This is a genomic window from Bradyrhizobium sp. UNPA324, from assembly GCF_006658635.1.
GTDB lineage: Bacteria > Pseudomonadota > Alphaproteobacteria > Rhizobiales > Xanthobacteraceae > Bradyrhizobium > Bradyrhizobium nanningense.
The window spans coordinates 5,972,429-5,996,828 of the sequence record NZ_LFJD01000004.1 but is presented as its reverse complement, the minus strand read 5'-3'; the positions used below and the strand labels follow the sequence as shown (position 1 = coordinate 5,996,828).

The window sequence follows — 24,400 nt, the reverse complement described above, 5'->3', positions numbered from 1 at the left end:
CCCAGCCCTAGGCTGGCTGAGCCAGGGCTGAAGGTGCTGGACCGATCAAGCCTAGTACGGCCCAGTGCACGCCAACATGCACTGGACCGACTCCGTGCGGAACTCCTTCGAGTGGTCGATCATGTGCGCCGAAGATCGGCCAAAATCGATCGGAACGGCGGCCCCCCCGATCGTCGTTAGCGCATCTGCAGCACGATGGGCTGGCTGCTCGCGGGTCCCGTGTGCTCGCGCAACTGACTGACGTCGTCGATCCGGACAGGCGTTCCTGCGCGACCCCAGGAGGCCCGCACGAAGGTCAGCAGGTCGGCGATCTGGCGGTCGTCAAGCTGATCGCGCTGGGGCGGCATCCGATAGGCATCCGGCACGCCTGCGCTGACGACCTATTTCAAAAGTTAGTTCGAGTGCCAATGACTCCAATTTCTTGCGTTGTTGCAAAGGGATAGCCGAACATTAGATCGTTCTGACCATGCATTTGTGTTGAATTACCTGCGGTAATTCGGCGACAGCAGATACAACGGGATGGAGCGGCCCCGAAAGAGCCATCACGAAACGTGCGGGCAAAGAAAATGAAGAAAATGGGGACACCTTAGACGACGCCACCCAAAGCCCGCCCGGCCAAGCGGCGGTGGACTAGACTTAAGAATCGAACTCAGAAAAATAGGGACAGCTTAGATCTAGACCCATTCCCCATGCCGCGAACAGCCCGACTTGTTGCCGCCGGACATCCCCACCACGTCACTCACCGTAGTCAGGATCGGCAACGCATCTTTTTTGAGGCTGAAGACTATCTGGACTATCTACGCATCCTTCGGGCGGAGACGGAACGTAATGAGGTCGGGGTCTGGGCCTATTGCCTCATGCCAAATCACGTTCACCTCGTACTCACCCGTCAACGGACCGAACTCTAGCCAAAGCCGTGGGAGAGACTGCGCGCCGCTTCGCACGGAGGACGAACGAGCACCAAGACCGCAAAGGCCACCTGTGGCAGAGCCGGTTTTATTCCGCAGCGCTCGACGAACGGCACCTTCTGGAGGCGGTGCGCTACGTCCTGCTCAACCCCGTCCGTGCAGGTCTGTGTGAGCGTGCCGAACTCTGGCCTTGGTCGAGTTTCGAAGCGTACCGAACCCGTTCTGACGATATCATTGCTTCAGAGCCCTTGGCGTGCCGCATCGGAACAATAGAATCCTTCGTCGCGGTCGGAATGTCCCGTGATGCAGCAGATCATCTTAGAGCCGCAACGCGCACCGGTCGTCCGTTGGGCGATAGAAATTTTTCCGAAGCCGTCGCCAGCGCTCACGGAATAACTTTGAACTACCGGAAGCGAGGCGGACCGCGGGCTAGATGAAGCGGCTACCCCGGTCCTACGCCACGCGCCCCCGTGATCGACGCTGGCGGTCATCTTCCGCCGCATGGCGCCGCGGTCGCTCCCGGATTCCTCCGGCCCGGCATGGTCAAGGATTCGGGCGCGGACGTCGGGAGCCGGGCCCGGCACCACCGGCCTTGCGCCGCTTCCTTGCCTTCGGTGCGGCCAAAAGCGCGGCGACCTCGACACCGAGCGCCTCCGAAATCCTGTCCAACGATTCCAAGGTCGGATTTGCGGTGGTGACTTCTAACGCGCTGACCAGCGCCTGACGCACGCCTGCTTCCTCGGCCAGGTCGTGCTGCGACCATTCGCGTCGTAGACGTAGACGTCGCAAGTTGCGCGCCAACAGTCGCCTGGTATGTATCGGATCTCGTCGCCCCATCCATCAGGATGATGCATGTCGCGCGCGCCACCACCACACGTTATAGCGTTTAAAACGCCAAAGCGTGTGCGCTCTTCCTTCCCCGACCCGTTTTGGCGGCGTCCCTGCGCACCCGGCCCGCGCGACCGCAGAAGGGCCTGACCGAGCGCCTCATTTCCAATCCTCCGGGACTGATAAACCCCGGCCTCACCGGCGGGGTTTTGTGTGTTTCAGGCCAGGGGACCTACTGCGACCGGATTAGGGACCAACTTGCAGGCAACCAACTATGCCCGTGCGGGCCAGACGTGGCTGCCGCGCGACCCGCCGGTCCTCAGGCTTCTTCGAGCTCCTTGACGAGCTCGGGGTGGCGATCGAGGATTGTGATGAGTTGGACGGTCGGGCCACTCGGCTCGACCAGGCCCCGCTCGTATTTATCGAATGCCTTCGGTCCGACCCGGAACAACGTGCCCGCCTTCCGCTGCGACAGCCGGAGCTTGGTCCGAACCTTACGAATCGTATCCGGTGCTGGGATGCCGTCGACCTTTTCCTTCAACGCGCGTAGCGCACGGTCGACGACGTCCATGTCGTTACCGACGTGCACGCCCTCACCTTTTCCCTTCGGGTAGTATCCGGGCAGGTCGACGGTCAGGGTATGCCCCTTGTAGGCCACCTTGAACGGACGCGAGCCACGAGTCAGGGTCTCGCCCGTTTCGGGCGAGGGCATCGTCTTCGGGAGATTTCCTGCCTTCCTTGCCATGATCACTTCTCCTTAAACGACACAACAGTAAATTCGGTCACCACGTTCGCCTGAAATTTCACGTAGAGCATTAGGCCGTCCTCAAGAGAAACGTGGTAGACATCCTGCCAGACGCGGTGGTCCGCGTGCGTCGTCATCGACTTGTAAAACATACCCTGGTTGGTGCTCCGGACAACCTTGGCAATGCCGGCGCGATCGAAGCCAGGGCCGCCGCGTCGCGTAGCGCCGAGGTGGTGATGGAAAGTGTGTCCACCGTCCCGATCGCGGCCTTGATGGCAGCAAGATCGTAGGTCGGCTTCCTCTTTTCCATAACTGCCACCATAATGGTGGCAGGTCAATGATGGCAATTCGGTCTGGGTTTGGAGCGGAAACTCGCGGTGCCGCCCCTTGATTTCATCGTCGAGATGCCCTCGACGTAGTCTCGGGCCACGACATATCGTTCCTCCGATGGCCGGACATATTGGCACTGCGGGATTGCAGGTCACGAAATCATCGTCTGTCCTCCCTGGGGCCGCAGCAGAGCTGTGGAGGCGCTACTGGCCACCCGTCAGATGCGTCTCACCATCAAACGCTCGGTGATACCTTATGTCACGGACTAAGTGCTCATGCGCCAACTGCTTGCCCTGTGGACAGAAAGGATGTTCAGCTCTCGAAGGGGTTCGCTTCCTTGCGTGAGGGTATGCTACTTGCGCGTCAGTCGAGCAGCTTGTCCAGCGTGATCGGGAAGCGGCGGATGCGCTTGCCGGTGGCGTGATAAACGGCGTTCGCGATTGCGGCGGGGACGCCGACGATGCCGATCTCGCCAAGCCCCTTGACGCCCAGCCTGTTGATACGGTCGTCGCGCTCCTCGACGAAGATCACCTCGATGTCGTGAATGTCGGCATTCACCGGGATGTGGTACTCAGCGATATTCGCGTTCATGATCCGGCCGAAGCGGTGATCCGTCACGGTCTCCTCGTGCAGGGCCATCCCGATCCCCCAGGCCACGCTGCCCATGATCTGGCTGCGACCGGTCTTGGTGTTGAGGATCCGCCCGGCCGCGACGGCGCTTACGACACGCGTGACGCGGATGACGCCGAGCTGCTCGTCGACTTTCACCTCGGCAAACACGGCGGAATGGGTGTTGCGGGCATGCGACTTGTCCTCCGCGAATTGGTTGAGCTTCTGCTTCTCAATCCGCTCAAGCTTGCCGGAGCGCATCGCATCCGCGATCGAGACCGCACGGCTCTTGTCGCCATCCTTGGCTATCGTGCCGTCGGCAAGGATGACGTCGGCCGCATCGATATCAGCGAGTGACGAGTCGGGCATCGCAATGGCAAGACGCGCGAGCTCCTGGCGAACGTCCTCGGCCGCTCCAAGAACCGCATGCGCACTCGACGCAGCCATCCAGGAACCGCCCTCGACGGGGGCTTGTGGCAAGGTCGAGTCGGCGAGCTTGACACTAATGTTCTCGATCGGCAGCCCAAGCGCATCGGCCGCCACTTGCGCCACGATGGTGTAGGTACCGGTGCCGATGTCGGATGCCGCGCAAGACACCTCGGCATGGCCATTGGCAGTCAGCACGATGCGGGCTGCCACGGGCATCTGGAGCGCCTCCCACACACCCGTTGCCATGCCCCAACCAACCAGGTCCTTGCCGTCGCGCATCGAGCGCGGCGCGGGATTGCGCCTGCTCCAGCCAAAGGCTTCTGCGCCGCGAGCGTAGCATTCGCGCAGCTGCTTGCTGGTGTAGGGCAGGTCTTCACTCTGGTCGCGGTCCGAGTAGCACTTCAGCCGCAGTTCGACGGGGTCGAGATTGAGCGCGACGGCCAATTCATCCATGGCGCATTCAAGCGCGCAGACGCCTGAAGCTGCGCCCGGTGCGCGCATATCGCAGGGGGTGGAGACATCGAGGCGGACGAGCTTGTGGGAATAGCGGCTGTTCGGGCTCTTGTAGAGCTGCTCCGCCCAGCCGGCGTCGTTGCGCGCGAAATCCTCATAGCGCGAGGTGACGGCTGTGGCCTCGTGCGTGACTGCCTCGAGCGTGCCGTCGGACTTGGCGCCGAGCCCGACGTGCTCGATCGTCGCCGGGCGGTAGCCGAGCCCGTACATCTGCTGCCGCGTCAGCACCACGCGAACGGGCCGCTTCAGCGCCAGCGCGGCAAGCGTTGCCAGCACCACCTGGTATTGGGGCCGCAGGCCGGAGCCGAAGGCGCCGCCGACATATGGCGAGAGCACGCGGATGTCTTCCGGATTCTTGCCGAACACGCCGCAGAGAAACTTCTGAACGTTCTGGACGCCTTGCGTCTTGTCGTAGACTGTGAGCCTGCCGCCGCCGTCCCAAACCGCCGTGGTTGCATACAGCTCCATCGGGTTGTGATGCTCGGTCGGAACGAAGTAGTCCGCCTCGTGCTGTACGGGTGCGCTGGCAAGCGCCGTGACGGCATCGCCGCGGGGCTTGCTCGGTTGCTTGACCTCGGCGGCCTTGCCGCGCCGGGCTTCGAGGTCGGTCGCAAACTCCTGCTCCTGATATTCGACATGCACCAAGGTCGCGGCGAATTTGGCGATTTCCAAGTCGTCCGCCACGACCAACGCGATCGGCTGGCCGTTGAACTTGATGCTCTCGTCGTAGAGCGGACGGAATGGCGAGCCTTCGTCCGGCGCCACTTCATCCTTCCAGGCCTCGTCCTTGTCGGCGAGCGGCGGCCGATGCGCATGCGTGAGCACGTCGAGCACGCCCTTCACCCTCAGCGCCTCGCTGGTGTCGAGACGCGCAATGCGCCCGCGCGGAATGGTAGCCGTGACGACGAAGCCATGGGCGAGTCCGTCGGCAGAAAATTCGCCGGCATATTTGGCGGCCCCGGTGACCTTGGCGCGGCCATCGACGCGCGAGGTTGGCGTTCCGACATAGGCGTTCATCGGCCCCTCATGCGATCTTCTTGTGAGCCTGGGACTGCGGTGTGGCGCTTGCGGCCTGCGTCAGTGTTCGCACGATGGCACGGCGGGCGAGCTCGATCTTGAAGCCATTATGCGAGCATGTCCTGGCGCCCTGCAGCAAGAGATCCGCAGCGCGGGAAAAATGATCCTCGGTTGCCACTTGGCCGCGCAAGGCCGTTTCGGCTTCAAGGCTGCGCCAGGGCTTGTGGGCAACGCCGCCGACTGCCACGCGCGCTTCTCTGATCGCGTTGCCGTCCAATTCGAGCGCGGCAGCGACCGAGACCAGGGCGAAGGCATAAGACAGGCGGTCGCGGACTTTCAGATAGCTGTAATTATGGGCAAAGCCCCGCGGCGGAAGTTCTATTCCCGTGATGATCTCGCCGGCGCCGAGATTGGTGTCGACATGCGGCGTGTCGCCAGGCAGCCGATGGAAATCGGTCAGCGCCATCGTGCGCTCGCCGGATGGACCTTCGATGTGCACGAGTGCGCCAAGCGCCGCCAACGCCACGCTCATGTCGGACGGATTGGTGGCGATGCAGGAGGCGCTGGTGCCGAGGATAGCATGGTTGCGGTTGAGCCCGTCGATCGCCGAGCAGCCGCTGCCGGGACTCCTCTTATTGCAGGGCGTGGCCGTGTCATAGAAATAGGCGCAACGCGTTCGTTGCATCAAATTCCCGCCGACGGAGGCCATGTTGCGCAATTGCGCCGAGGCTCCAGCCAGGATGGCGCTGGCAAGCAGCGGATAGCGCTGCTCGATGAGTGGATCGTAAGCGAGGTCCGAATTCGGCACCAAGGCACCGATACGCAGCCCTCCGTCGGTCGTCTCTTCGATCTTGCGGAGCGGCAGGCGGGAAATGTCGATCACCCGGGAGGGCTGTTCGACATTCTCCTTCATCAAATCGATCAGGTTGGTGCCGCCGGCAATGAGCTTGGCGCCTGGATGGGCGGTGAGCAGGAGGATCGCATCGGCGACGCCGGTGGCGCGGGAATACTGGAAGTTGATCATGGGCGGCCCATTGCCTGCTGGATGGCAGCGACGATGTTCGGATAGGCGCCGCAGCGGCAGAGATTTCCGCTCATCAGCTCGCGGATCTCGTCGGCATCCCCCGCGTGGCCTTCGGCCAGTAGGCCGGCCGCCGAGCAAATCTGTCCCGGCGTGCAATAGCCGCACTGGAAGGCGTCATGGTCGATGAAGGCTTGTTGCAGGGGATGCAGCGCGCCATCGCTGGCAAGACCTTCGACGGTCGTGATCTCCGCGCCGTCGGTCATGACGGCGAGCGTCAGGCAGGCATTGACGCGCCGGCCATCCACAAGCACGGTGCAGGCGCCGCACTGGCCGTGATCGCAGCCCTTCTTGGTGCCGGTCAGCGCGAGATGGTCACGCAACGCGTCCAGGAGCGTGGTCCAAGGCACGAGGTCGAGCGTGCGCCTGTTGCCGTTGACGATGAGATTGATCGGAACGCGGTCGGGAATTTGATTTACGGCATCGGCCATGACGTTTCCCTTGCGACGAAAGGCCGAACGAGGAGTCAAGCTGTGTTGACGCGAGGGCGCGTCGTCTCCGCTGGCCAATAGCGCCCAACGGTCGACCGGTCGCTTGGTTCCATACATGAAAAAGCCCTGCGGCGGCGAAGCCGTTAGTCGTCAGGTCGCCAGAACGGCACCGCCGGCGGTGCAAGAAGAGCCTCGATGTAAGGAGCGAGCCAAGCAGGGGCTCAGCTCGACCAGTCCCTCGGAATCGCAGCAAACATCGATTATACGGCTGCTTTGTCACCGTCAGCGGCTGTTGATTTTTGAGTACCTACTTTACTCGGCAAGGAACGGTTAGCTTGCCGATGTGCGGGACTCGCCCTTTGGGATTTCAACGATTTGCGGAGGCCACTAGGGGACGTACTTTGCTCGGTGCTGCAGACGGGCATAGTTGGTCCCCTATAAGTTGGTCCCTAAGCCGGGCAAAGTAGAATCAAACAAATCCAGCCGGCGACGGCGGGGTTTTCATTTCTCCGGGGCTTTGTCCGCTTTACCTCAATGAGCCGTGATCCAGGATAGCGATAGGATCTTCTGCTAGAGGAACTACTTTGGTCGGCGTCACACCCAGGCTTCACGCCCGTTTTGTAGAACAGACGGACCTTCTCGCTGTCAGCGACTGCAACTGTCGCGCCGGTAGGTTAGACTCACCGAGAGACTCCTGTTCAACCGCCCGACTTTTGCGGTCGCTTCATCGTCAGAAGTTTCGTCACATCATGCAGATCATCTGCCGATGCGACGGCAATCGTTAGCCATTTTCCGTCGATGTATGTTTTCGCGCCATCGTAGAGTTTGATCAATTGCGGGTGCCAAAGATAGCGCCGCTCCTCAAACTTTTCTCGCTCTGCTCTACCCATGACCACTACAGCTGAAACTCGTCGGAATTCCGGCACCAGGTGGCAGAACGCCTTGGTCTTCTTGTAACGCAGGGACCAACCGCGGTTCTTTCCACCGTAGAGCCAATCCGGCGCGAAAACTTCTGGGTAGGATTCATCGATCCAGGTCCGCAGCTTGGCCCAGTATTCGAAGCCATCTGCTCCGATCCATTCGCGAACGGTGCTTTCATCGGGCGATGCTGATTTGTCGGTGATCCTGTCGCCGATTTGCGGAAGCGTACTAATCATCGGAAGACCTCATGTTTGATATTCCCGCGGGGGCCGTAGGTTAAACGGGCGCTCCCTCAGAATGCCGCCGGTGCGACTTTGTCCGGAGCACGGAGAGCATTGCGATACAGCCTGGCGATCCTCGCGAGCACGGCTGATCAAGCAGCTACGTCTCGAAGCTCTCGCACGACTGTCAAGTCGATAGCGTCAATTACCTTCTCGCTCGCTAGCGTAGCTTGGCCCTCTTCGATAAACGCGGTGGCCTGCAGCGGAAGGAATTGCAGCGTCTTTAACCCAATAGAGTTCAGTGCCAGCGTCAGATAGGGCGTGAGAAAATCGGGTTGATTTCCTCGCTGCCCGGTAAAGACGCCGCCGGAAGCGACGCCGATGAAGACCGGACGATCCGGGATCATTCCCACCTTCCCGGCGGGCGTTGACTCCATCGTGCGGCCCACGCGTAGGACCTGATCGATCCACGCTTTGAGAACCGAAGGGATAGTGAAGTTGTGCATCGGCGTTCCAATGACAATCACATCGGCCGCCTCGACTTCCCGAATGAGCGTTTCGGCAAAGTCCAGAGCGCCCTTCAACGGTGCCGCCAGCGTGGCTGGCGATGACAGCGTATCCGCGTAGTCCGCCGTGGCGTGAGGCAGAGGATCAGCTCCAAGATCGCGCCGCCTGATGCTCGCATCGGGCGCAACTTGAAGAAGCTTTTTGACGATCGCGGCCGAAAGCTCACGGCTATGCGATTTCGGGCGAGGACTGCTATCAATGTGGAGGATATTCATGCGACCGATCCAAATGGCTAGAAAGTTGCATCAACCGCCTCCATAGCTCCTTGGAGGCGGTTGATACCACTGGCAGGCTCAGATCGAGCCGGCCGGTGCGACTGCGGGGAAGTCCTTGTCGGGATTGAACACGTTGTTGAAGAAGTTCGTCAGCGAGTACATGGCCACAAGCGCGACGATCTCCATGATGTTCGCGTCCGTGTAGCCCACATCGCGGACGGCCTGCAGATCGGCGTCTGTGACGTGGCCACGGGCCTCGATGATCTTGCGTGCAAGCTGGACGGCGGCATCCCGCTTTGGATCCCTGGCATGACCCTTTCGGGCGAGAACAATGTCTTCGGCCGGCAGCTTGGCCAAATGCTCCGCCGTGAAGCTGTGCACCGTCAGGCAGTAGTCGCAGCCGTTCACTTCGGAGACCGCAAGGCCGATGCTGTCGCGCGTCTTGACGTCGAGCGCCTTGCTCAAGGAGGCGAGCAGAGCGGCCCATGCGTTGAACGCGATCGGACTTTGCGCGAAGGTCGCCATCATGTTTGGCGTGAACCCGATGTTCTTGGTGAACATATCGAGGGTCGGTTTCGAATCGGCCGGCACGTGTTCCGGCGTCAGAGCGGGAGCTCTGGGCATGATCTTTCTCCTTGAATGATTGGCTTCGGGGGTGGTTAGGCGAAGTGCAGCACGTCGGCCACGGGCAGACGCGGCTTCTGCGGCCAGTTGCCGGCCCGCTCCGGCCCGACGGTCAACAGCATGACCGGGATTTCGTGTTCGGCCAGGCCGAACTCTTTGTGCACGGCTTCTGAATCGAAACCGATCATCGGTGTCGAACCCAGGCCTAGCGAGCGGGCCGCATAGATGATAGCTGCGGCGCCGAAGCTCGCGGAGCGCACGGCCTCGTCGCGCTGGCGCTGCGGATGATTGTCGTACAAGCCGCGGGCAGGCCCCTCCCATTCCGGCACCAGATGTGCCGGCATGATCCCGGCTTCCACGACCGGAGCCAGGCGCTCAGGGACCGTGCTGGCATCGGCCAATTGGCCGACGATGATCAAGGTCACGGCTGCTTCGGTGATTGCGGGCTGATTCCAGGCAATCGGAAGCAGCCGTGCCTTTGCTTCGGGTGAGCGCACGGCGATGAAGCGCCAGTTCTGCAGATGGAAGGATGTCGGCGCTGACGTGCCGATCCGCACGAGTTCGCGGATCTGATCGTCGCTGAGGACGGCCGTCGCGTCGTAATACTTCGCAGCACTACGGCTCAGAATAGTTTCGATCACGGCGTTGGTCGGCAGCGGCCCCGCGAGCCAGCGGGAGGTTTCGCGGTGGGCAGCGGTTGTAGCGGTGTCGTGCATTGGGTGACTCCTCATCAAGTGATTACGGAGGCCCAACTTACTGATGGCATTGATCATTTCGAGCCTCTATTGGTTCAAATTCATGCTCGAAAGGATCATTCTCGAGTAGGCGTGACCGGTAGGCTACTCGCCGTTATGCGCCAGTCGGCGCCATTCCCCTGGCGTCATCCCCATTCTTTCCGCAAACACCCGCCGGAACGCCGAAACGGATTGATAGCCGACCGTCTCGGCCACGGCTTCCGTGCTGATCGTCGGCTTCTTGAGCTCGTTGGCGGCCATGCTCATGCGAAGATCGGTCAACAGGTCGAGGGCGGAGCGACCGAGCTTGTCCTGAAACTGGCGCATGAATGTTGCGCGGGACATGCCGCATAGATCGGCCAGATCGGGAAGTTTCCAAGGTCGCGCCGGATCCGCGAACATCGCCGCAATGGCCGCTGCCAATCTCGGATTGCCGGCAAGGGCCAACAAGCCTTCGGTGGATTTGCCGGCTTCGCTCGCGGCGCGGAGAACCAGAGTGAACAGGACCGAAGACAGCGCGTTCAGAATGGCGCGTCCTCCCGCTCTGTCGCCAGCGGACTCCATTCGCATCAGGCCGACCAATCCGGAAAGTTGACCCGATGCCGACGCAATGTCCTCTTCTCCATGGTTTTTCGCAGCCCGCACGACCAGATTTGCTGGCAGGTAGTTGCGGACTAATCGATCATGGGGTGGCACGACGAAAAATCGTCCGCACAGCAGATCGAGTTGCTCGCCCGGTCCATTGTTCTCGCTCAACATCCATCCTGCGGAGCCCCTGCTTTCATGCGTGCGGACCGGCGTTTTGCCGCTGCCGTCGTGCAGGATGTGCGACGAACCGTGAGGCAGCAGTACGATATCCCCGCTCCCAAGCTCCTGCACCGTTTTCGAATCCGGGTCCTCGAAAATGGCACGGCCCTTGACGATGACATGATAGGGGATCTCGTTCGCCGCCGCCCTGGGCCAGATGATACGCCATGGTGCGCCGTAGGCGCAGCGGACCTCGAGTTGACCGGTCACGGTGATGATCTGCAGGAGATGACTCAACCAGTCGACTTCAGACATACGACCTCGAGAACCTGAATTGCCACGCAGCATATCGTATTGCGCCGAGCGCGCTTCTTGTTACTACGGCCCGGAGGTCAGCTCGTATTTCCCACGTACGTGTTCCTGATCTCTTCCCGGCTCCCAACGCGGATCAGCAAAGACATGAGTGGGAAAAAGAAGCCGTGAAATTGAAGTGGTTTCAATTCTGACGAGAGGATGGACAGAATACCTCGGGCCATTCGTCGTACGGACCCGGTCGGCAATCAGAATCATTGAAAACCCGTCATTTGCCAGTGGGCGAAACTACGGCCCTCCATGCACCGGCATCCGCGGCGCTGGAACGTCGTGGTCGCAAAGCGCACGGTTGCCACGATCGATTGTCGTGGACGGCGCAACAATTCAGTGCTCTTCGATCTTGAGCCCGCCGACATGCTTCTGGGTGTAGAACTCGAGGCCGATGCGGCCGATTAGATCGAGCTGGGTTTCGAGGAAGTCGATGTGATGTTCCTCATCGCTCATCAGCTTCTCGAAGAGGTCGCGCGTAACATAGTCCTTTACGCTGTGGCAATAGGTCGCCGCTTCCTCATATAGGGCACGCGCGCTCATCTCCGCGGCGAGATCGCACTCGATAATCTCCTTGACGTTCTGGCCGATGCGCAGGGGATCGAGCACCTGCATGTTTGGCAAACCATCGAAGAAGATGATGCGGTCGGTGAGCTTGTCAGCGTGCTCCATCTCCTCGATGGACTCCTTGCGCCAGACCTTAGCCATCTCTAGGAGACCCCAATTATTCAGGAAGCGGTAGTGCAGCCAGTACTGATTAATTGCCGTGAGCTCGTGACGCAGTGCCTTGTTGAGATACTCGATGACTTTCGGGTCGCCCTGCATGGTGAACTCCAAGACTTGAGGCTCGTTCTTGACTCTCGCAAGTTTAGAACGATTCTGACGAAGAACAAGCAAACAGGCATTCTCTGGTCGTGAAACCGAGAGGCGCTGTCCGGTAAATTAAGGGAACCTAGGCTATTTTCGACGCGAGTTTGGACTCATTCATCCTTGGTCCCACCATGCGGGCGGCAAGTCTGACGGGCTAGTGAACGCTCCCTGTACGCCTCGTCGATAATCGTCCTCACGGTGTGCGCGCAGCGGCCGCATTCGGTGCAATCGGGGTGCCCATAGATCTGCTTGGCATTGCGCAGCGCGGCGTCAGCCGTGTTCACTGCGTGGCGAACATCCCTGTCGCTGAAGAAATTACAGGAGCAGATGATCATGAAACTCGAAGGAAGCCCCTCAGTGATACGGCGTCACCGATAGGAGACGAAGCCAGTGCGCGTCGGAGGCTCCAAACAAGGAGGAGATGGTTGCGTGTCGACTGCCGTGGGAGTCAGCCTTGGCCTTTGATTTTTGGAGGTCAGCAAAAATTCTGCTTGGTCAATCGGGGGCGACCGGTAGCTGCAGATCGGACGGAGGACACAGAAGCACCGCTCCACGCCGGCCGAAGATCAACGCTTTCGGTTAACGTAGATGACACAGCCGCAGCTAAGCAACTTGCCTTGATCTAACAACGGGATTGAGGACTGTCGCCGCACAATTCCCCCCGCTATGGAAACCATAAGTACTGGCTATTGGAAACTTTCGAGCCGCGCTGCGACCTTGACAGCCACTCAGTCGAATAACGACCAGGACAACCGTTTCAGCCAACACGAGCAGGAAACCCTTGATGTCCGGACCCAATCCGCTCGCTTCCAAACCCGAAAACATTCGCTGCTCGAGCGTTTTCACTCCGAAGGTCGGCGCGATGATGCCAATGTATGACCCAAAGCCCGTCTTCATTACGAGTGACGGACGAACTACTACCACCGAAATCGCCGCTCGACCCGAGTGCGATCTCAAGTACGGTTTGCCGCTCAAGGCCAGCGCGCGTCATGTGTACGTTGCCGGCGATTTCGCGCTGATCGGGCTGGATCGGTCAATTGATGGCAACGGTCTAAGTCGCAATTACGTTGAAGGCTTAGCGAGCGGCGTCGTACGCCGCGCGGATCGACGATGGCAGTACCTGATCGACAATAACCAAAGGACAGCTGTGGCGGCTCTCAGCGATGGAGGCACCCGTCAGCTTGGCACCGATATCACCGCCACCTAGTGAAGCAAACAAACCGGAGAACTCGGACCTGCTGCCCGAATTCTTTGGAGGACGACCGATTCGCCACTCGATGCAGAACTTGCCACCAGTGATCAGCCAGTCTCACCGGAGCGAAATGCTCCCGCTGGCATTTTTATCAGCGGTAGTTTCCTTGGTGGTCTCATTCGCCGCTGCGGCCGCTCCGATCCCCCTTTACAACACCTACCGGACAGAAGACGGGTTCACTAACGCCGGTATTTCGATGGCCGTCGTCGCGTACGCCGTCGGCACCATAACCGCACTGTTGGTACTGGGACGGCTGTCCAATCATCTTGGCCGCCGGGTCACTGCGATCACTAGCCTCGGACTTCTCCTGCTGGGGTGTCTGCTGTTGCTGAATGTGCACGACATCGACACTCTGCTGGCCGGTCGGCTCCTCGTCGGCCTCGGCACCGGGTTGGCTGGCAGCAGTCTGACCTCCTACATCGTCGATGCGGCACCCAGCAGACCGGAATGGTTGGCGTCCGTTGTCACTAGTCAAGGACCGATGCTCGGCGTCGCTATCGGCGCCATAGCATCCGGCGCGCTTGTTGAGTTCGGCCCCTGGCCGCGCGAACTCATCTATCTCGTCTGCGTTTGCTTCCTATTACTGTCTGTTGCACTCGTCGCAATCAGTCCGGAAACAGCAACTCCGACTCCGGGCGCTTGGCGATCGCTGTTACCCCAGGTCAGCGTACCGGCGCGGGTCAGGCATCTGCTCCCTGTCGCGGCGGCGGTGTTTCTGGCTACTTGGGCCAGCGGGGGCTTCTACCAAGCGTTCATGCCTGCGCTTGTACAAGATGAACTCCACACCCGCAGCCCGTTGATCCTCGGGCTAGTGTTCGCTGCCTATATGACTCCCAGCGTTCTCGGCGCTCCCATTGGTGGCTGGTTCACATCCGCGGTAGCCCAACGCGTCGGTATGATCACCTTCGTGGCCGGAATGATCGGCATCAGCACTGCAATCTTAGCCGGCGCACTGGCGTTGTTCATCACCGCGACCATGGTTGCCGGTGCCGGCCAGGGCATTGCCATCAGCGCCGCCACACGCGGCTTGCTGCACGGGAGCACGCTCGCCGAACGGGCACCAATCTTCAGCGCGATCTACCTTCTCTGCTACAGCGGCGCCGCCTTCCCGAGCCTCATCTCCGGGCAACTTTCCAGTCTGTTCTCGCTTCCGCAGATCACGCTCGGATACGGCGGACTTGCCGTCGTCGCCACCCTATTCACCCTTCTCGGTGCGCGCAATCCGCACATCGACAGGACCGGGAAGAGCACGTCCGACGGCTCGAGCGCTAGCGGTTCACCAGTACAGGGAACAGTGTCATGAGACTCGTCGCTATTCTGGGCGCCGCTTTATCCGGATTGAAGCGCAGATTATCGCCGCAACATACCCAGCAATGAGACAAATGACAGAGGAGATCATTCTCATGAAAGCGATCGTTGTGACGGACCAGGCTGCGGGAACGGCGGGGATGAAGCTGGTGGAGCGACCCGAGCCGCAGGCAGCGATAAATGACGTCGTCGTTCAGGTTCATGCGTCTGGATTCACCTCGGGCGAGCTGACGTGGCCTTCGACCTGGACCGATCGTCTCGACCGTGACCGGTCGCCAACGATTCCCGGCCAGGAGCTGGCAGGTATTGTCACCGCTCTCGGTTATGGCACGACCGGACTGTCGGTAGGACAACGGGTGTTCGGTCTCTCGGACTCGTATCGCAGCGGCACCTTGGCCGAGTATGTGGCGGTGGAGGCACGCAATCTCGCACCGCTGCCAGGCGACGTCGAGTTCTCGGTGGGGGCGGCCGTGGCGATGCCGGGCCTGACTGCTTGGCAGGGACTGTTCGTGCACGGTCGCCTTCAGGCGGGGCAGAGCGTTCTCGTGCACGGCGCGGCCGGCGCGGTCGGCTCGATGGTGACGCAGCTCGCACGAGAGGCCGGTGCCTACGTCATCGGCACGGGACGTGCCGCCGACCGTCAGAAAGCGCTCGACTTCGGCGCGCAGGAGTTCGTCGACCTCGAAAACGACGATCTCGAAGGCGCCGGCGGAGTCCATCTGGTTTTCGACGTCATCGGGGGCGAGATCGGTAAGCGGTCCGCCGGCCTGGTTCGAACCGGAGGAACGTTGGTGACCATCGCCGGGCCGACCGAAGCGCGGCCCGCCGACGGCGTGGCGATCGACTTTGTTCTGGTGTCCGATCGCGCGCAACTGGGGGAGATCGTCCAGCGGGTACGGGACGGACGACTGCGTACAAACATCGGCAACATCGCGCCCCTTGACGAAGCTGTCGCCGCTTTCAATCCGACGCGGCGGATGAGCGGGAAAACGATCATACGAGTTCGTCCGTGAGGAAGCAGCGAAGGCGAGCGGTTCTCCCCTCCCACACGGATTGTCGGCGCTTTCCCCGCGGGCCTATGCGTGCGGCAGGCAGTGTCCATCCATCCCATCGTCTCTCAGCTGATTTCCAAGGTCGTGCCCGGATACCCATGCCATACCGCGGCCGTACCGTTGCCCGCTTTCTGGATGCACCGAGTGGGCAAGCTCGGTTCGCATCTTGGCGGAGGATTCGTCCTTGCCCCGGCCCTGCGCGGCCTGCTTATCTAGGAGGAAGAAAGTGACCGTCGATCATCCAATTTTTGCGCGCTGGCCGGCGCAGTATCCCGATCGGCTGCAACTCTTTTCCACTCCCACGCCCAACGGAGTGAAGGTCGGCATCATGCTTGAGGAAACGAGCCTTCCTTACGAACCGCACCGGATCGACATCATGGCGAACGAAACCCAAGACCCGGCCTTTCTCGCGCTCAACCCCAACGGAAAGATTCCCGCAATCTACGACCCTGATGGGCCTAGCGGAACACCGCTCGCGCTGTTCGAATCGGGCGCGATTCTTCTCTACCTTGCCGACAAGACCGGACAATTCATCTCGGCTGATCCAAACACCCGATATGAAACGATCCAATGGGTGATGTGGCAGATGGGTGGAGTCGGGCCGATGTTCGGCCAGGTCGGGTTCTTCAACAAATTCGCCGGTAAGGCCTATGAAGACAAACGCCCGCGCGACCGCTACGCGACCGAATCAGCGCGGCTGCTCGGTGTTCTGGACCAACGGCTCGCGTGCCGGGACTGGGTGATGGGGGCCGACTACAGCATCGCAGACATTTCACTGCTCGGCTGGGTGCGCAATTTGATCGGCTTCTACGAAGCACGCGATCTCGTCGGCTTCGATCGCTTTCTTCATGTGCAGGCGTGGCTTACCCGTGGCCTCGCGCGGCCGGCGGTGCAACGCGGGCTACAAGTGACAGCTGGCTAGAATGGCTCGCCAAAAACAAGGAGACGGTATCTATGATTGAAATCACTGCCGACATGGAGGCAATCATCAAACAGGCGATATTGTCGTTTGTGGCGACAGTCAACGAGGATGGAACGCCAAATCTTTCCCCGAAGGCGTCTTTGACGGTGAGAAACGGCGTTCTTTACTTCGCCGACATCGCCTCGCCTCGGACGATATTGAACTTGAAGCGCAGTCCCGCTGTCGAAATTAACGTAGTCGACATCTTCCAGAGGCGCGGCTACCGCTTCACGGGCCGTGCGTTGATACTGCCGCCAGAAGATGGCGAGTCCTTGATGATCGCCGACTGGGTTCGGGCGACGAATGGCCTAGAGTATCCTGTCGATCACGTTGTCAAAATCGAAACCACCTCAATCAGCCCGTTGCTATCTCCAGCCCATGTCTTCGCCCGCCCTCCTCGAACTCAGGATGAAATCAGGAGCACCTACTATCAAAAGTACGGTGTGAGGCCCATCGGGGCATAAGTCCCGGCTCCGCAAAAAAAGACCGGTTGGTACCCAAGGTAGAAAGCCCGCGAAGTCCGAACCATTATCTCGACCGCCCGCGTGCCGCAGCCTTATCGATGGCCGCCCCATCTATGCCGATGTAGCGAAGCGTAACCCGTCCCGAAGAATCTCGAGGCGGCCATTTCTTATATTCGTTGCAAGTCGCTGATCGCTGCAAGCATCAATGATGCGCCCAACGCGGCCTCCGCGACCGACACCCCGCACGCAGCCGGCTTTCATCTACGCTGATGTGAGTTCGGGCGCGACGCTGCTCGCTGTCTACTGCCTCGACACCAATGACGAGGCGCGTACCGCGCTCATCAAACAACCCGTTAGGACTTAAGAGGAGCGAAGGTCTTTCGTCCTGGGCGGAAGCGGTCCATGCCGAAGAATTTACCTGCGACGCCTCAATCGCGACGGTGCGAGGTTCCACGGGCGTGTTTACGAAAGAGCCTGCAGCTCTTGCGACGTCTAGAAGCAATATGACCGTCCCGCGACCGTCGAAGGAAGTTAACCCGTGGAGATAGCTACCGGCGGCACAGACATCATTAGCTCGAAAATCGTTCTGCCCCAGGCCAAGACATCGTCGTGGCGTCGTAGGCAATCAATGTCGTCACTGGAGTTGGTGTGCACTAAAAGTGCAGAAACGAGTCGATTTAAGCCAATTGCGAGTCCGCAAGATCGTCGTGGCGTTCCCAACGTCCGGTCCCGCCCAGGAGCCGACGTAGAGTACAAGTCGCGTGTTGAAAAAAGACGGACTCTACTGGTCAGCGAGATCAATAGCACGATAGGATCAAAGCGCCCGCCATCGTGCCCGGTAGGATTTCTCACGCATGTCAGATGCTCGTTCAGGCTACCGCTTGGGTATCGCCCTTGTGATGGCTGCCGCCATTGCCTGGAGTACGGCGCCGTTCTTCACCCGGCTCCTTCCCATCGACTCGTGGACCATATTGTTCTGGCGAGGGCTCTTCGGAGGCAGCCTAATCTTGGTTTTTCTGACATTGGCTCAAGGGCAAGTTGGCCTTCGTGATTTGATCACGATGGGAAGGGGCGGCTGGCTCGTCGCATCGTTGTCGACGCTGGCCATGGTGGCGTTCATTCCTGCCTTGCAGGTGACAAGCGCGACAAACGTGGCAGTCATCATCGCTACTCAACCATTTGTTGCTGCGGCCATGGCCTGGGCGTGGTTTCGGGAAGCCGCTCCGTTGCGGACCTTAGTAGCAGCTCTTGCGGCTTTCTGCGGAGTAGCAATCACCGTCGGCAATGCGCAAGCAGCCTCCGATGTCCGCGGAATTGCCTTGGCTTGCCTCATGGTCCTTGCGGTCTCAGCTATGACCGTCGCCATTCGGCGATACAAACAAACCTCCATGGTGGTCGCGGCGGCCCTGTCAAACTTTTTGGGCAGCGTCGTAAGTTTCCCGTTCGCGCATGACATCGTCAACGTGACCGGAGCCGAAATTTTTATTCTCGCGATGTTCGGATTCTTCCAAGTTGCTATGGGCCTCACCTTTTTTGTTCTCGGCTCACGGCTGTTACCATCCGGGCAAGCCTCATTAATCGCTACTTTGGAGACGCCACTCATGCCCTTTTGGATTTGGTTGGCGTTTCGGGAGTTACCCACCTCTCGCGCTCTTGTCGGCGGTGCTCTGGTCATGAGCGCCGTCGTCGCAGACGTTGTCATTGGTGAGAGCCGGGCGCGCTCACACCGTTAGATTTGTTTTCGACCGATTATGGCCCATCTGCGACTCGTTGATCCGGGCGAATGTCCGCTTCGAACTAGGACCGGTCGCACTGACCGTCGGACGGGACTCGGAATTCGTCGATGTCGGGACGGCGCGGGGACTCGTAATTAGCTTCAAACCAGGCTCGAAATCGCCTTGGCAGGCCGATTTGAAACTGTTGACCTTCTTGTCCCGCCAGACTCGTAGTTCGCTTAGGGCGCAGTTGGCCAAAGTCCCACAGCGGGCGCACAGGTGGCGATCGACGTCTGTTGCTGACGTGACCGCTTGCTGCCGCCTACGGATTACTTCGCTCCGACCAGAAAACGGATCATGACCGCCTTGGTTGAGCTCGGCCGCGCGTATCTAATCCCGGTCTTGGCGATTTCATCATGCCCGCCGGGATCGAAGCAATTGACTCCTCGCTGATCGAGCGGAGTCGCGGAACCTATTTGAAGAACAAATTGGGCCCGGGGGATCCTAAGCACCCCTGTCATCCTTTTTACCGAGCACGCAGCGCCATGCCGCGAGGCGCTCGGTCGGATGCTGATTCATCCAGTCGGCGAGCTGCGGTGCGCCCATCAGGCAGGACTGCATAGAGATGTCAGCGAAATTCGAGGTGGTGACGGTCTGCTCGTGGCAATTTGCTGGAGAAGACAAACTGCAGAGTACGGCAATGATCGCGATCATGATACGTCCCTATCGCCGCGATCGATGTCCGCGCCCACGCCCATGTGGTTTGCGTATGCATTGTCCGGCCGGTCGCGGGCGCATTCAGACGGCGGGAAGAGGCTGTCATAGATCGCTCGAGCTTTTCGAACAACGCGGGCTCGCTCTCGCTCCAACTTTGGTGCACATCGAATGATCTCACCCATGTTTCACTCCTATCATAGTACTTTATCGCACTATTTAGCGTTTTAGGTGCGTTGACGTCGATCCGGGCCCCGGCGCAGTTAGCAAACAAGGGAGTAAGAACAAGTAACGTATCGGATCTTGTAGGCGTCGGTCGTTTGGCCCGGTCGAGTTAGTACGCTATAGCGTGGCCTCCCACCGCGCGCCCCGACCGATCCGCGTAGATGTAGAGGGGACGCGCCGTGCCTTCCGCAACTTCGCGGGAAATCACGACTTCTTCCACACCTTCGAGGCCCGGCAGGTCGAACATGGTCTCGAGCAGGATCGCTTCGAGGATCGAACGCAGACCACGCGCGCCGGTCTTGCGCTCGATCGCCTTGCGGGCGACCGCGCCAAGCGCCTCGTCGGCGAAGGTCAGCTCGATGTTCTCCATCTCGAACAGCCGCTGGTACTGTTTCACCAGCGCGTTCTTCGGTTCAGTCAGGATCTTCTTCAGCGAGGTCTCGTCCAGATCCTCGAGCGTCGCCACGACGGGCAGACGACCGACGAATTCGGGGATGAGCCCGTACTTCAAGAGATCCTCAGGCTCGACGTGACGGAAAATCTCGCCGGTCCGGCGGTCTTCCGGCGCCATCACCTGGGCGGCGAAACCGATCGAGGTGGACCGGCCACGCGCCGAGATGATCTTCTCGAGGCCAGCGAACGCGCCGCCGCAGATGAACAGGATGTTGGTGGTATCCACCTGCAGGAATTCCTGCTGCGGATGCTTGCGGCCGCCCTGCGGCGGGACCGAAGCCACCGTGCCTTCCATGATCTTCAGCAGCGCCTGCTGCACGCCCTCACCCGACACGTCGCGCGTGATCGAGGGATTGTCGGACTTGCGGCTGATCTTGTCGATTTCGTCGATGTAGACGATGCCGCGCTGGGCGCGCTCGACGTTGTAATCGGCGGCCTGGAGCAGCTTCAGGATGATGTTCTCGACGTCCTCGCCGACATAGCCGGCTTCGGTCAGCGTGGTCGCATCCGCCATGGTGAACGGCACGTCCAGGATGCGGGCGAGCGTCTGCGCGAGCAGCGTCTTGCCCGAACCGGTCGGACCGATCAGCAGGATGTTCGACTTCGCGAGCTCGACGTCGTTGTGCTTGGTCTGGTGGTTGAGGCGCTTGTAGTGATTGTGCACCGCGACCGAGAGGACCTTCTTCGCATGGCTCTGGCCGATCACGTAGTCGTCCAGGACCTTGCAGATTTCCTTCGGCGTCGGAATCCCGTCGCGCGACTTGACCAACGAGGATTTGTTCTCCTCGCGGATGATGTCCATGCAGAGCTCGACGCACTCGTCGCAGATGAAGACCGTGGGACCCGCGATCAGTTTGCGGACTTCGTGCTGGCTCTTGCCGCAGAACGAGCAATACAGCGTGTTCTTGGAGTCGCTCGTGCCGACCTTACTCATTCATGTCTCCGTCCGCGGTTCGATCCCGTTCCGCTCGATCGCTCCATTCCGACACGATGGTCGGTATGAAGCTTAAGTAGAGCAAATTCCGTACCAAAAAAGACCCTACGCGTTATATCCCGTGCGAATCACGGTCGCTCGATTCTCCGCGATCATAGCCGATCAATCGTAGCCAACCATGCTGTCACCCGACTATCAAGAATTCGCTAATCGAGGGTCGCCGGCTACCCGTGACAATACCGTGATTTCCGGTCTTGGCACGGCTGCAGTGACCGAAATCACTACGGCGTTGCTGGATTGCCACGAAAAACAAGCACGAAAGCGGAACTTTCTGCCTGTCGCAGGGCGGAAAACTGCGTTTTGCAACGCGCATACGCGTCCATAGCGTGAACGCCACCTGATGGCGACAGGCGATCCCCATAGGGCGCCGAGGGATCGCCGCCCACCCCGGTAGTGTTACTGGGTCTTCGCCGGTGCGGCTTCCTCAGCGCGCTTGTCGATGACCTTGTCAACCAGCCCGAACTCCTTGGCGTCGTTCGCGGTCAGGAACTTGTCGCGTTCCAGCGCATCCTCGATCGACTTGTAGGTCTGGCCGGTATGCTTCACGTAGATCTCGTTGAGCCGCTTCTTCAGGTTCAGGATTTCCTGGGCGTGCAGCATGATGTCGGTCGCCTGGCCCTGGAAGCCGCCGGAGGGCTGGTGCACCATGATGCGCGCGTTCGGCAGCGAGAACCGCATGTCCTTCTCGCCGGCGCAGAGCAGCAGCGAGCCCATCGAGGCGGCCTGGCCCGTGCACAGCGTCGAAACCGGCGGGCGGATGAACTGCATGGTGTCGTAGATCGCAAGGCCCGACGTCACCACGCCACCCGGCGAGTTGATGTACATCGAGATTTCTTTCTTCGGATTTTCCGCCTCGAGGAACAACAGCTGCGCGACGATCAGCGTCGACATGCCGTCCTCGACCGGGCCGGTCACGAAGATGATGCGCTCCTTCAGGAGGCGCGAGAAGATGTCGTAGGCGCGCTCGCCACGGTTGGTCTGCTCGACCACCATGGGCACGAGGTTCATGTAGGTTTCAACCGGATCGCGCATGAGTCACCTAGGGTTTTCGGAGACGGACATCGCCGGGCAGGCTGGCCAGTTTGGCTGGATTTGCCGGAGGGGCGAATGGACGTCCTGTGATGCAGGAACTTGGCAGAGGTAGAAGGCGTACCGACAGATATAGCCCAATTCGCTTCTGACAAGTGCGGAGCGCATTAAGGCTTAATCCGTCGGGCAGTTGAAGCTGATTCGTACGAAGAGGCCCAGCCGGCCATCTGGCTAGCTGGGCCTCTTCGCCGATCATCCTTAATAGATGGCTCTCTCAAAGCCTTTAGGCTGCGGTCTTTTCCGCCTCGTCGTCCTTGTAGAGGTCCTCGCGCGAGACCTTCTTCTCGGTCACGTGCGCAAGCTCGAGGATGAAGTCGACGACCTTGTCCTCATAGATCGGTGCACGGAGCTGGGCCAATGCCTGGGCGTTGCTGCGGTAATAGTCCCAGACCTCCTTCTCGCGGCCCGGCATCGAGCGCGCGCGCTCGATCACGGCGCGGCCGACCTCGTCGTCGGTCACGGTGATCTTGTTCTTCTCGCCGATCTCCGAGAGCACGAGGCCAAGCCGCACGCGGCGGTCGGCGATCTTGCGGTACTCTTCCTGGGCCTTGTCCTCGGTGGTGTCCTCGTCGGCGAAGGTCTTGCCGGCGGAGGCCATCTCGGCCTTGACCGAGTTCCACATCAGATTGAACTCTTCATCGACCAGCGAGGGCGGCGCCTCGAAGCGATGCGCTTCGTCGAGGCGGTCAAGCAGCGCGCGCTTGACGCGCTGGCGCGTCGCGGTCGCGAACTCGGCAACCAGACGCTCGCGCGCGGCTTCCTTCAGCTTGTCCAGCGATTCCAGGCCGAGCGTCTTGGCGAACTCGTCGTCGATCGCGAGATCCTGCGGCGCCTCGATCAGCGTCGCGGTGGTCTCGAACTCGGCCGGCTGGCCGGCGAGCTTCTCGTTCATGTAGTTCTTCGGGAACGACACTTTCAGCGTTCGCGTCTCGCCCGCGCCGATGCCGATCAGCTGCTCCTCGAAGCCGGGAATGAAGGTGTTGGAGCCGATGGCGACCTGGATGCCTTCGCCGGTGCCGCCTTCGAAGACCTCGCCGTTGATGCTGCCTTTGAAGTTGATGGTGACGCGATCGCCCGAGGCGGCCTTGGCACCCTCGCCCTTGTCGGCAAAGGTGCGGTTGGTATCGGCGATGCGCTTGATCGCCTCATCAACGTCGGCGTCGGTGACGTCGGCGACCGGCTTCTCGACCTCGAAGGTCTTGAAGTCGGCGAGCGCGATCGCCGGCACCACCTCGATCGCGACCGTGTAGGTCAGATCGGTCTTGCCGCTCAACAGCTCGTCGACCTCGGCCTGCTCGCTCGGCATGGTGATCTTCGGCTCGGTCGCGAGCCGAAAGCCGCGCTCGGAGAACAGCTGCGTGTTGGTGTCGCGGATGGTCTGGTCGATGGTCTCGGCCATCACCGAGCGGCCGTAGACCTTCTTCAGATGCGAGACCGGCACCTTGCCGGGACGGAAGCCGTTGATGCGGACCTTGTCCTTGAGGTCAACGAGCTTGGCGCCGGCCTTGGCGTCGAGATCGGACGCGGGAACGCTGATCTTGAACTCGTGCTTCAAACCTTCCGAGAGGGTCTCTGTGACCTGCATGGCGTCCAATCTTCTTCTCGTTCGGTCCCGGCGCGCATGCGTCGGGACGCTGTCATTAATCGATCCGGCGCAAGGCAAACGCCTCGACGCCGGTGGTTCATCGGATCCGCTCCCAGCGGACGGGCATCCGCGCAGAATCAGACCCTTGTAATCCGTGCAAACGCGATAAGCGCTTGGTGCGGGCGGAGGGACTCGAACCCCCACAACTTTCGTCACTGGAACCTAAATCCAGCGCGTCTACCAGTTCCGCCACGCCCGCGTGAATTTGCATCAAGACCGGCCGCGATGCCGCGGGCGGCCGGGCTTATAGCATGTGCCTGACTGTTCGCAGCAAAAAAATGGCCTGATGGAGGCAGCCTTCAAGTAGGCACGACGGCTGGACTTATCCAGCGCGGCGTGGTCCGGATTGCCGATGAAACCGCGGATCTTCGACCCTAC

24 protein-coding genes and 1 tRNA gene are annotated in these 24,400 nt (G+C 60.5%); 7 read left to right on the top strand and 18 right to left on the bottom strand.

The features are described from left to right. Window positions 1–176: 176 nt before the first annotated feature. On the bottom strand, window positions 177–365 hold the full coding sequence (locus UNPA324_RS28745) for a c-type cytochrome (RefSeq protein ID WP_181769551.1): 189 nt from the start codon (window positions 363–365) through the stop codon (window positions 177–179). A 324-nt stretch (window positions 366–689) separates the two neighbouring features. On the opposite strand from UNPA324_RS28745, the gene UNPA324_RS36210 reads away from it, so the two are divergent. Then, entirely contained in the window at window positions 690–908 is a 219-nt protein-coding gene (locus UNPA324_RS36210; protein ID WP_141937261.1) for a transposase, read from the top strand. A gap of 543 nt (window positions 909–1,451) precedes the next feature. Here the strand turns inward: UNPA324_RS36210 and UNPA324_RS28735 are convergent. The 12 genes from UNPA324_RS28735 to bfr all read right to left on the bottom strand — a co-directional run bounded on the left by UNPA324_RS28735 (window position 1,452) and on the right by bfr (window position 12,105). Continuing rightward, window positions 1,452–1,745 carry a helix-turn-helix domain-containing protein gene (locus UNPA324_RS28735; protein WP_141937259.1) on the bottom strand — a complete coding sequence of 98 codons (294 nt, stop codon included), beginning with the start codon at window positions 1,743–1,745 and terminating at the stop codon, window positions 1,452–1,454. A 310-nt stretch (window positions 1,746–2,055) separates the two neighbouring features. Further along, window positions 2,056–2,481, bottom strand: coding sequence for a type II toxin-antitoxin system MqsA family antitoxin (locus UNPA324_RS28730; RefSeq protein WP_141937257.1), 426 nt, complete (start codon window positions 2,479–2,481; stop codon window positions 2,056–2,058). A 2-nt stretch (window positions 2,482–2,483) separates the two neighbouring features. Further along, on the bottom strand, window positions 2,484–2,966 hold the full coding sequence (locus UNPA324_RS35820; RefSeq protein WP_246667231.1) for a type II toxin-antitoxin system MqsR family toxin: 483 nt from the start codon (window positions 2,964–2,966) through the stop codon (window positions 2,484–2,486). 208 nt (window positions 2,967–3,174) lie between these two features. Next, window positions 3,175–5,379, bottom strand: coding sequence for a xanthine dehydrogenase family protein molybdopterin-binding subunit (locus tag UNPA324_RS28720; RefSeq protein ID WP_141937255.1), 2,205 nt, complete (start codon window positions 5,377–5,379; stop codon window positions 3,175–3,177). A 7-nt stretch (window positions 5,380–5,386) separates the two neighbouring features. Beyond that, window positions 5,387–6,403, bottom strand: a complete 1,017-nt coding sequence (locus tag UNPA324_RS28715; protein ID WP_141937253.1) for an FAD binding domain-containing protein — start codon at window positions 6,401–6,403, stop codon at window positions 5,387–5,389. Further along, complete coding sequence (locus tag UNPA324_RS28710) at window positions 6,400–6,891, bottom strand: (2Fe-2S)-binding protein (protein WP_141937251.1); 492 nt, start codon at window positions 6,889–6,891, stop codon at window positions 6,400–6,402. The genes UNPA324_RS28715 and UNPA324_RS28710 overlap by 4 nt, the downstream gene beginning before the upstream one ends. Window positions 6,892–7,589: 698 nt before the next feature. Continuing rightward, window positions 7,590–8,048 carry a DUF3788 domain-containing protein gene (locus UNPA324_RS28705; protein ID WP_141937249.1) on the bottom strand — a complete coding sequence of 153 codons (459 nt, stop codon included), beginning with the start codon at window positions 8,046–8,048 and terminating at the stop codon, window positions 7,590–7,592. A gap of 137 nt (window positions 8,049–8,185) precedes the next feature. Beyond that, on the bottom strand, window positions 8,186–8,815 hold the full coding sequence (locus UNPA324_RS28700) for an FMN-dependent NADH-azoreductase (protein WP_141937247.1): 630 nt from the start codon (window positions 8,813–8,815) through the stop codon (window positions 8,186–8,188). A gap of 78 nt (window positions 8,816–8,893) precedes the next feature. Beyond that, entirely contained in the window at window positions 8,894–9,439 is a 546-nt protein-coding gene (locus tag UNPA324_RS28695; RefSeq protein WP_141937245.1) for a carboxymuconolactone decarboxylase family protein, read from the bottom strand. 35 nt (window positions 9,440–9,474) lie between these two features. Next, window positions 9,475–10,155 carry a nitroreductase family protein gene (locus tag UNPA324_RS28690; protein WP_141937242.1) on the bottom strand — a complete coding sequence of 227 codons (681 nt, stop codon included), beginning with the start codon at window positions 10,153–10,155 and terminating at the stop codon, window positions 9,475–9,477. A 123-nt stretch (window positions 10,156–10,278) separates the two neighbouring features. Further along, entirely contained in the window at window positions 10,279–11,235 is a 957-nt protein-coding gene (locus UNPA324_RS28685) for an AraC family transcriptional regulator (RefSeq protein WP_141937240.1), read from the bottom strand. A gap of 381 nt (window positions 11,236–11,616) precedes the next feature. After that, the gene (bfr, locus tag UNPA324_RS28680; protein WP_141937238.1) at window positions 11,617–12,105 is read right to left on the bottom strand and encodes a bacterioferritin; all 489 of its coding nucleotides are present in this window, start codon (window positions 12,103–12,105) and stop codon (window positions 11,617–11,619) included. A gap of 829 nt (window positions 12,106–12,934) precedes the next feature. On the opposite strand from bfr, the gene UNPA324_RS28670 reads away from it, so the two are divergent. The 6 genes from UNPA324_RS28670 (at window position 12,935) to UNPA324_RS28645 (ending at window position 18,920) form a co-directional block, all read left to right on the top strand. Then, window positions 12,935–13,357: a hypothetical protein gene (locus UNPA324_RS28670; protein WP_141937234.1), complete on the top strand. Its 423-nt coding sequence runs from the start codon at window positions 12,935–12,937 to the stop codon at window positions 13,355–13,357. Beyond that, window positions 13,332–14,705, top strand: a complete 1,374-nt coding sequence (locus UNPA324_RS28665; protein ID WP_246667230.1) for an MFS transporter — start codon at window positions 13,332–13,334, stop codon at window positions 14,703–14,705. The genes UNPA324_RS28670 and UNPA324_RS28665 overlap by 26 nt, the downstream gene beginning before the upstream one ends. 100 nt (window positions 14,706–14,805) lie before the next feature. Next, window positions 14,806–15,723: an NADP-dependent oxidoreductase gene (locus UNPA324_RS28660; protein WP_141937232.1), complete on the top strand. Its 918-nt coding sequence runs from the start codon at window positions 14,806–14,808 to the stop codon at window positions 15,721–15,723. Between the two features lie 265 nt (window positions 15,724–15,988). Continuing rightward, a complete protein-coding gene (locus tag UNPA324_RS28655) occupies window positions 15,989–16,684 on the top strand; it encodes a glutathione S-transferase N-terminal domain-containing protein (protein ID WP_141937230.1) in 696 nt (231 codons plus the stop codon). A gap of 32 nt (window positions 16,685–16,716) precedes the next feature. Further along, window positions 16,717–17,187 carry a pyridoxamine 5'-phosphate oxidase family protein gene (locus tag UNPA324_RS28650; RefSeq protein ID WP_141937228.1) on the top strand — a complete coding sequence of 157 codons (471 nt, stop codon included), beginning with the start codon at window positions 16,717–16,719 and terminating at the stop codon, window positions 17,185–17,187. Window positions 17,188–18,041: 854 nt separating this feature from the next. Beyond that, window positions 18,042–18,920, top strand: coding sequence for a DMT family transporter (locus UNPA324_RS28645; protein WP_141937226.1), 879 nt, complete (start codon window positions 18,042–18,044; stop codon window positions 18,918–18,920). Window positions 18,921–19,406: 486 nt separating this feature from the next. On the opposite strand, the gene UNPA324_RS28640 is transcribed toward UNPA324_RS28645, so the two are convergent. The 5 genes from UNPA324_RS28640 to UNPA324_RS28615 all read right to left on the bottom strand — a co-directional run bounded on the left by UNPA324_RS28640 (window position 19,407) and on the right by UNPA324_RS28615 (window position 24,221). Then, a complete protein-coding gene (locus UNPA324_RS28640; RefSeq protein WP_141937224.1) occupies window positions 19,407–19,616 on the bottom strand; it encodes a hypothetical protein in 210 nt (69 codons plus the stop codon). A 334-nt stretch (window positions 19,617–19,950) separates the two neighbouring features. Then, on the bottom strand, window positions 19,951–21,228 hold the full coding sequence (gene clpX, locus UNPA324_RS28630) for an ATP-dependent Clp protease ATP-binding subunit ClpX (RefSeq protein ID WP_141937220.1): 1,278 nt from the start codon (window positions 21,226–21,228) through the stop codon (window positions 19,951–19,953). Between the two features lie 456 nt (window positions 21,229–21,684). Beyond that, window positions 21,685–22,320 (bottom strand): ATP-dependent Clp protease proteolytic subunit, encoded by a 636-nt coding sequence (locus UNPA324_RS28625; protein ID WP_128917433.1) that lies wholly within the window; start codon window positions 22,318–22,320, stop codon window positions 21,685–21,687. A 280-nt stretch (window positions 22,321–22,600) separates the two neighbouring features. Then, window positions 22,601–23,962: a trigger factor gene (gene tig, locus UNPA324_RS28620; RefSeq protein ID WP_141937219.1), complete on the bottom strand. Its 1,362-nt coding sequence runs from the start codon at window positions 23,960–23,962 to the stop codon at window positions 22,601–22,603. 174 nt (window positions 23,963–24,136) lie between these two features. Further along, window positions 24,137–24,221, bottom strand: a tRNA-Leu gene (locus UNPA324_RS28615). Window positions 24,222–24,400 lie beyond the last annotated feature (179 nt).

Bases quoted from the DNA above. Each gene is read 5' to 3' on its own strand.
- UNPA324_RS28660 (WP_141937232.1), top strand. From the start codon at position 14,806: ATGAAAGCGATCGTTGTGACGGACCAGGCTGCGGGAACGGCGGGGATG.
- tig (WP_141937219.1), bottom strand. From the start codon at position 23,962: ATGCAGGTCACAGAGACCCTCTCGGAAGGTTTGAAGCACGAGTTCAAG.
- UNPA324_RS28685 (WP_141937240.1), bottom strand. From the start codon at position 11,235: ATGTCTGAAGTCGACTGGTTGAGTCATCTCCTGCAGATCATCACCGTG.
- UNPA324_RS28695 (WP_141937245.1), bottom strand. From the start codon at position 9,439: ATGCCCAGAGCTCCCGCTCTGACGCCGGAACACGTGCCGGCCGATTCG.
- UNPA324_RS28625 (WP_128917433.1), bottom strand. From the start codon at position 22,320: ATGCGCGATCCGGTTGAAACCTACATGAACCTCGTGCCCATGGTGGTC.
- clpX (WP_141937220.1), bottom strand. From the start codon at position 21,228: ATGAGTAAGGTCGGCACGAGCGACTCCAAGAACACGCTGTATTGCTCG.
- UNPA324_RS28735 (WP_141937259.1), bottom strand. From the start codon at position 1,745: ATGGGGCGACGAGATCCGATACATACCAGGCGACTGTTGGCGCGCAAC.
- UNPA324_RS28715 (WP_141937253.1), bottom strand. From the start codon at position 6,403: ATGATCAACTTCCAGTATTCCCGCGCCACCGGCGTCGCCGATGCGATC.
- UNPA324_RS28720 (WP_141937255.1), bottom strand. From the start codon at position 5,379: ATGAACGCCTATGTCGGAACGCCAACCTCGCGCGTCGATGGCCGCGCC.
- bfr (WP_141937238.1), bottom strand. From the start codon at position 12,105: ATGCAGGGCGACCCGAAAGTCATCGAGTATCTCAACAAGGCACTGCGT.
- UNPA324_RS36210 (WP_141937261.1), top strand. From the start codon at position 690: ATGCCGCGAACAGCCCGACTTGTTGCCGCCGGACATCCCCACCACGTC.
- UNPA324_RS28690 (WP_141937242.1), bottom strand. From the start codon at position 10,155: ATGCACGACACCGCTACAACCGCTGCCCACCGCGAAACCTCCCGCTGG.
- UNPA324_RS28670 (WP_141937234.1), top strand. From the start codon at position 12,935: ATGTCCGGACCCAATCCGCTCGCTTCCAAACCCGAAAACATTCGCTGC.
- UNPA324_RS28705 (WP_141937249.1), bottom strand. From the start codon at position 8,048: ATGATTAGTACGCTTCCGCAAATCGGCGACAGGATCACCGACAAATCA.
- UNPA324_RS28730 (WP_141937257.1), bottom strand. From the start codon at position 2,481: ATGGCAAGGAAGGCAGGAAATCTCCCGAAGACGATGCCCTCGCCCGAA.
- UNPA324_RS28700 (WP_141937247.1), bottom strand. From the start codon at position 8,815: ATGAATATCCTCCACATTGATAGCAGTCCTCGCCCGAAATCGCATAGC.
- UNPA324_RS28710 (WP_141937251.1), bottom strand. From the start codon at position 6,891: ATGGCCGATGCCGTAAATCAAATTCCCGACCGCGTTCCGATCAATCTC.
- UNPA324_RS28650 (WP_141937228.1), top strand. From the start codon at position 16,717: ATGATTGAAATCACTGCCGACATGGAGGCAATCATCAAACAGGCGATA.
- UNPA324_RS28645 (WP_141937226.1), top strand. From the start codon at position 18,042: ATGTCAGATGCTCGTTCAGGCTACCGCTTGGGTATCGCCCTTGTGATG.
- UNPA324_RS28640 (WP_141937224.1), bottom strand. From the start codon at position 19,616: ATGATCGCGATCATTGCCGTACTCTGCAGTTTGTCTTCTCCAGCAAAT.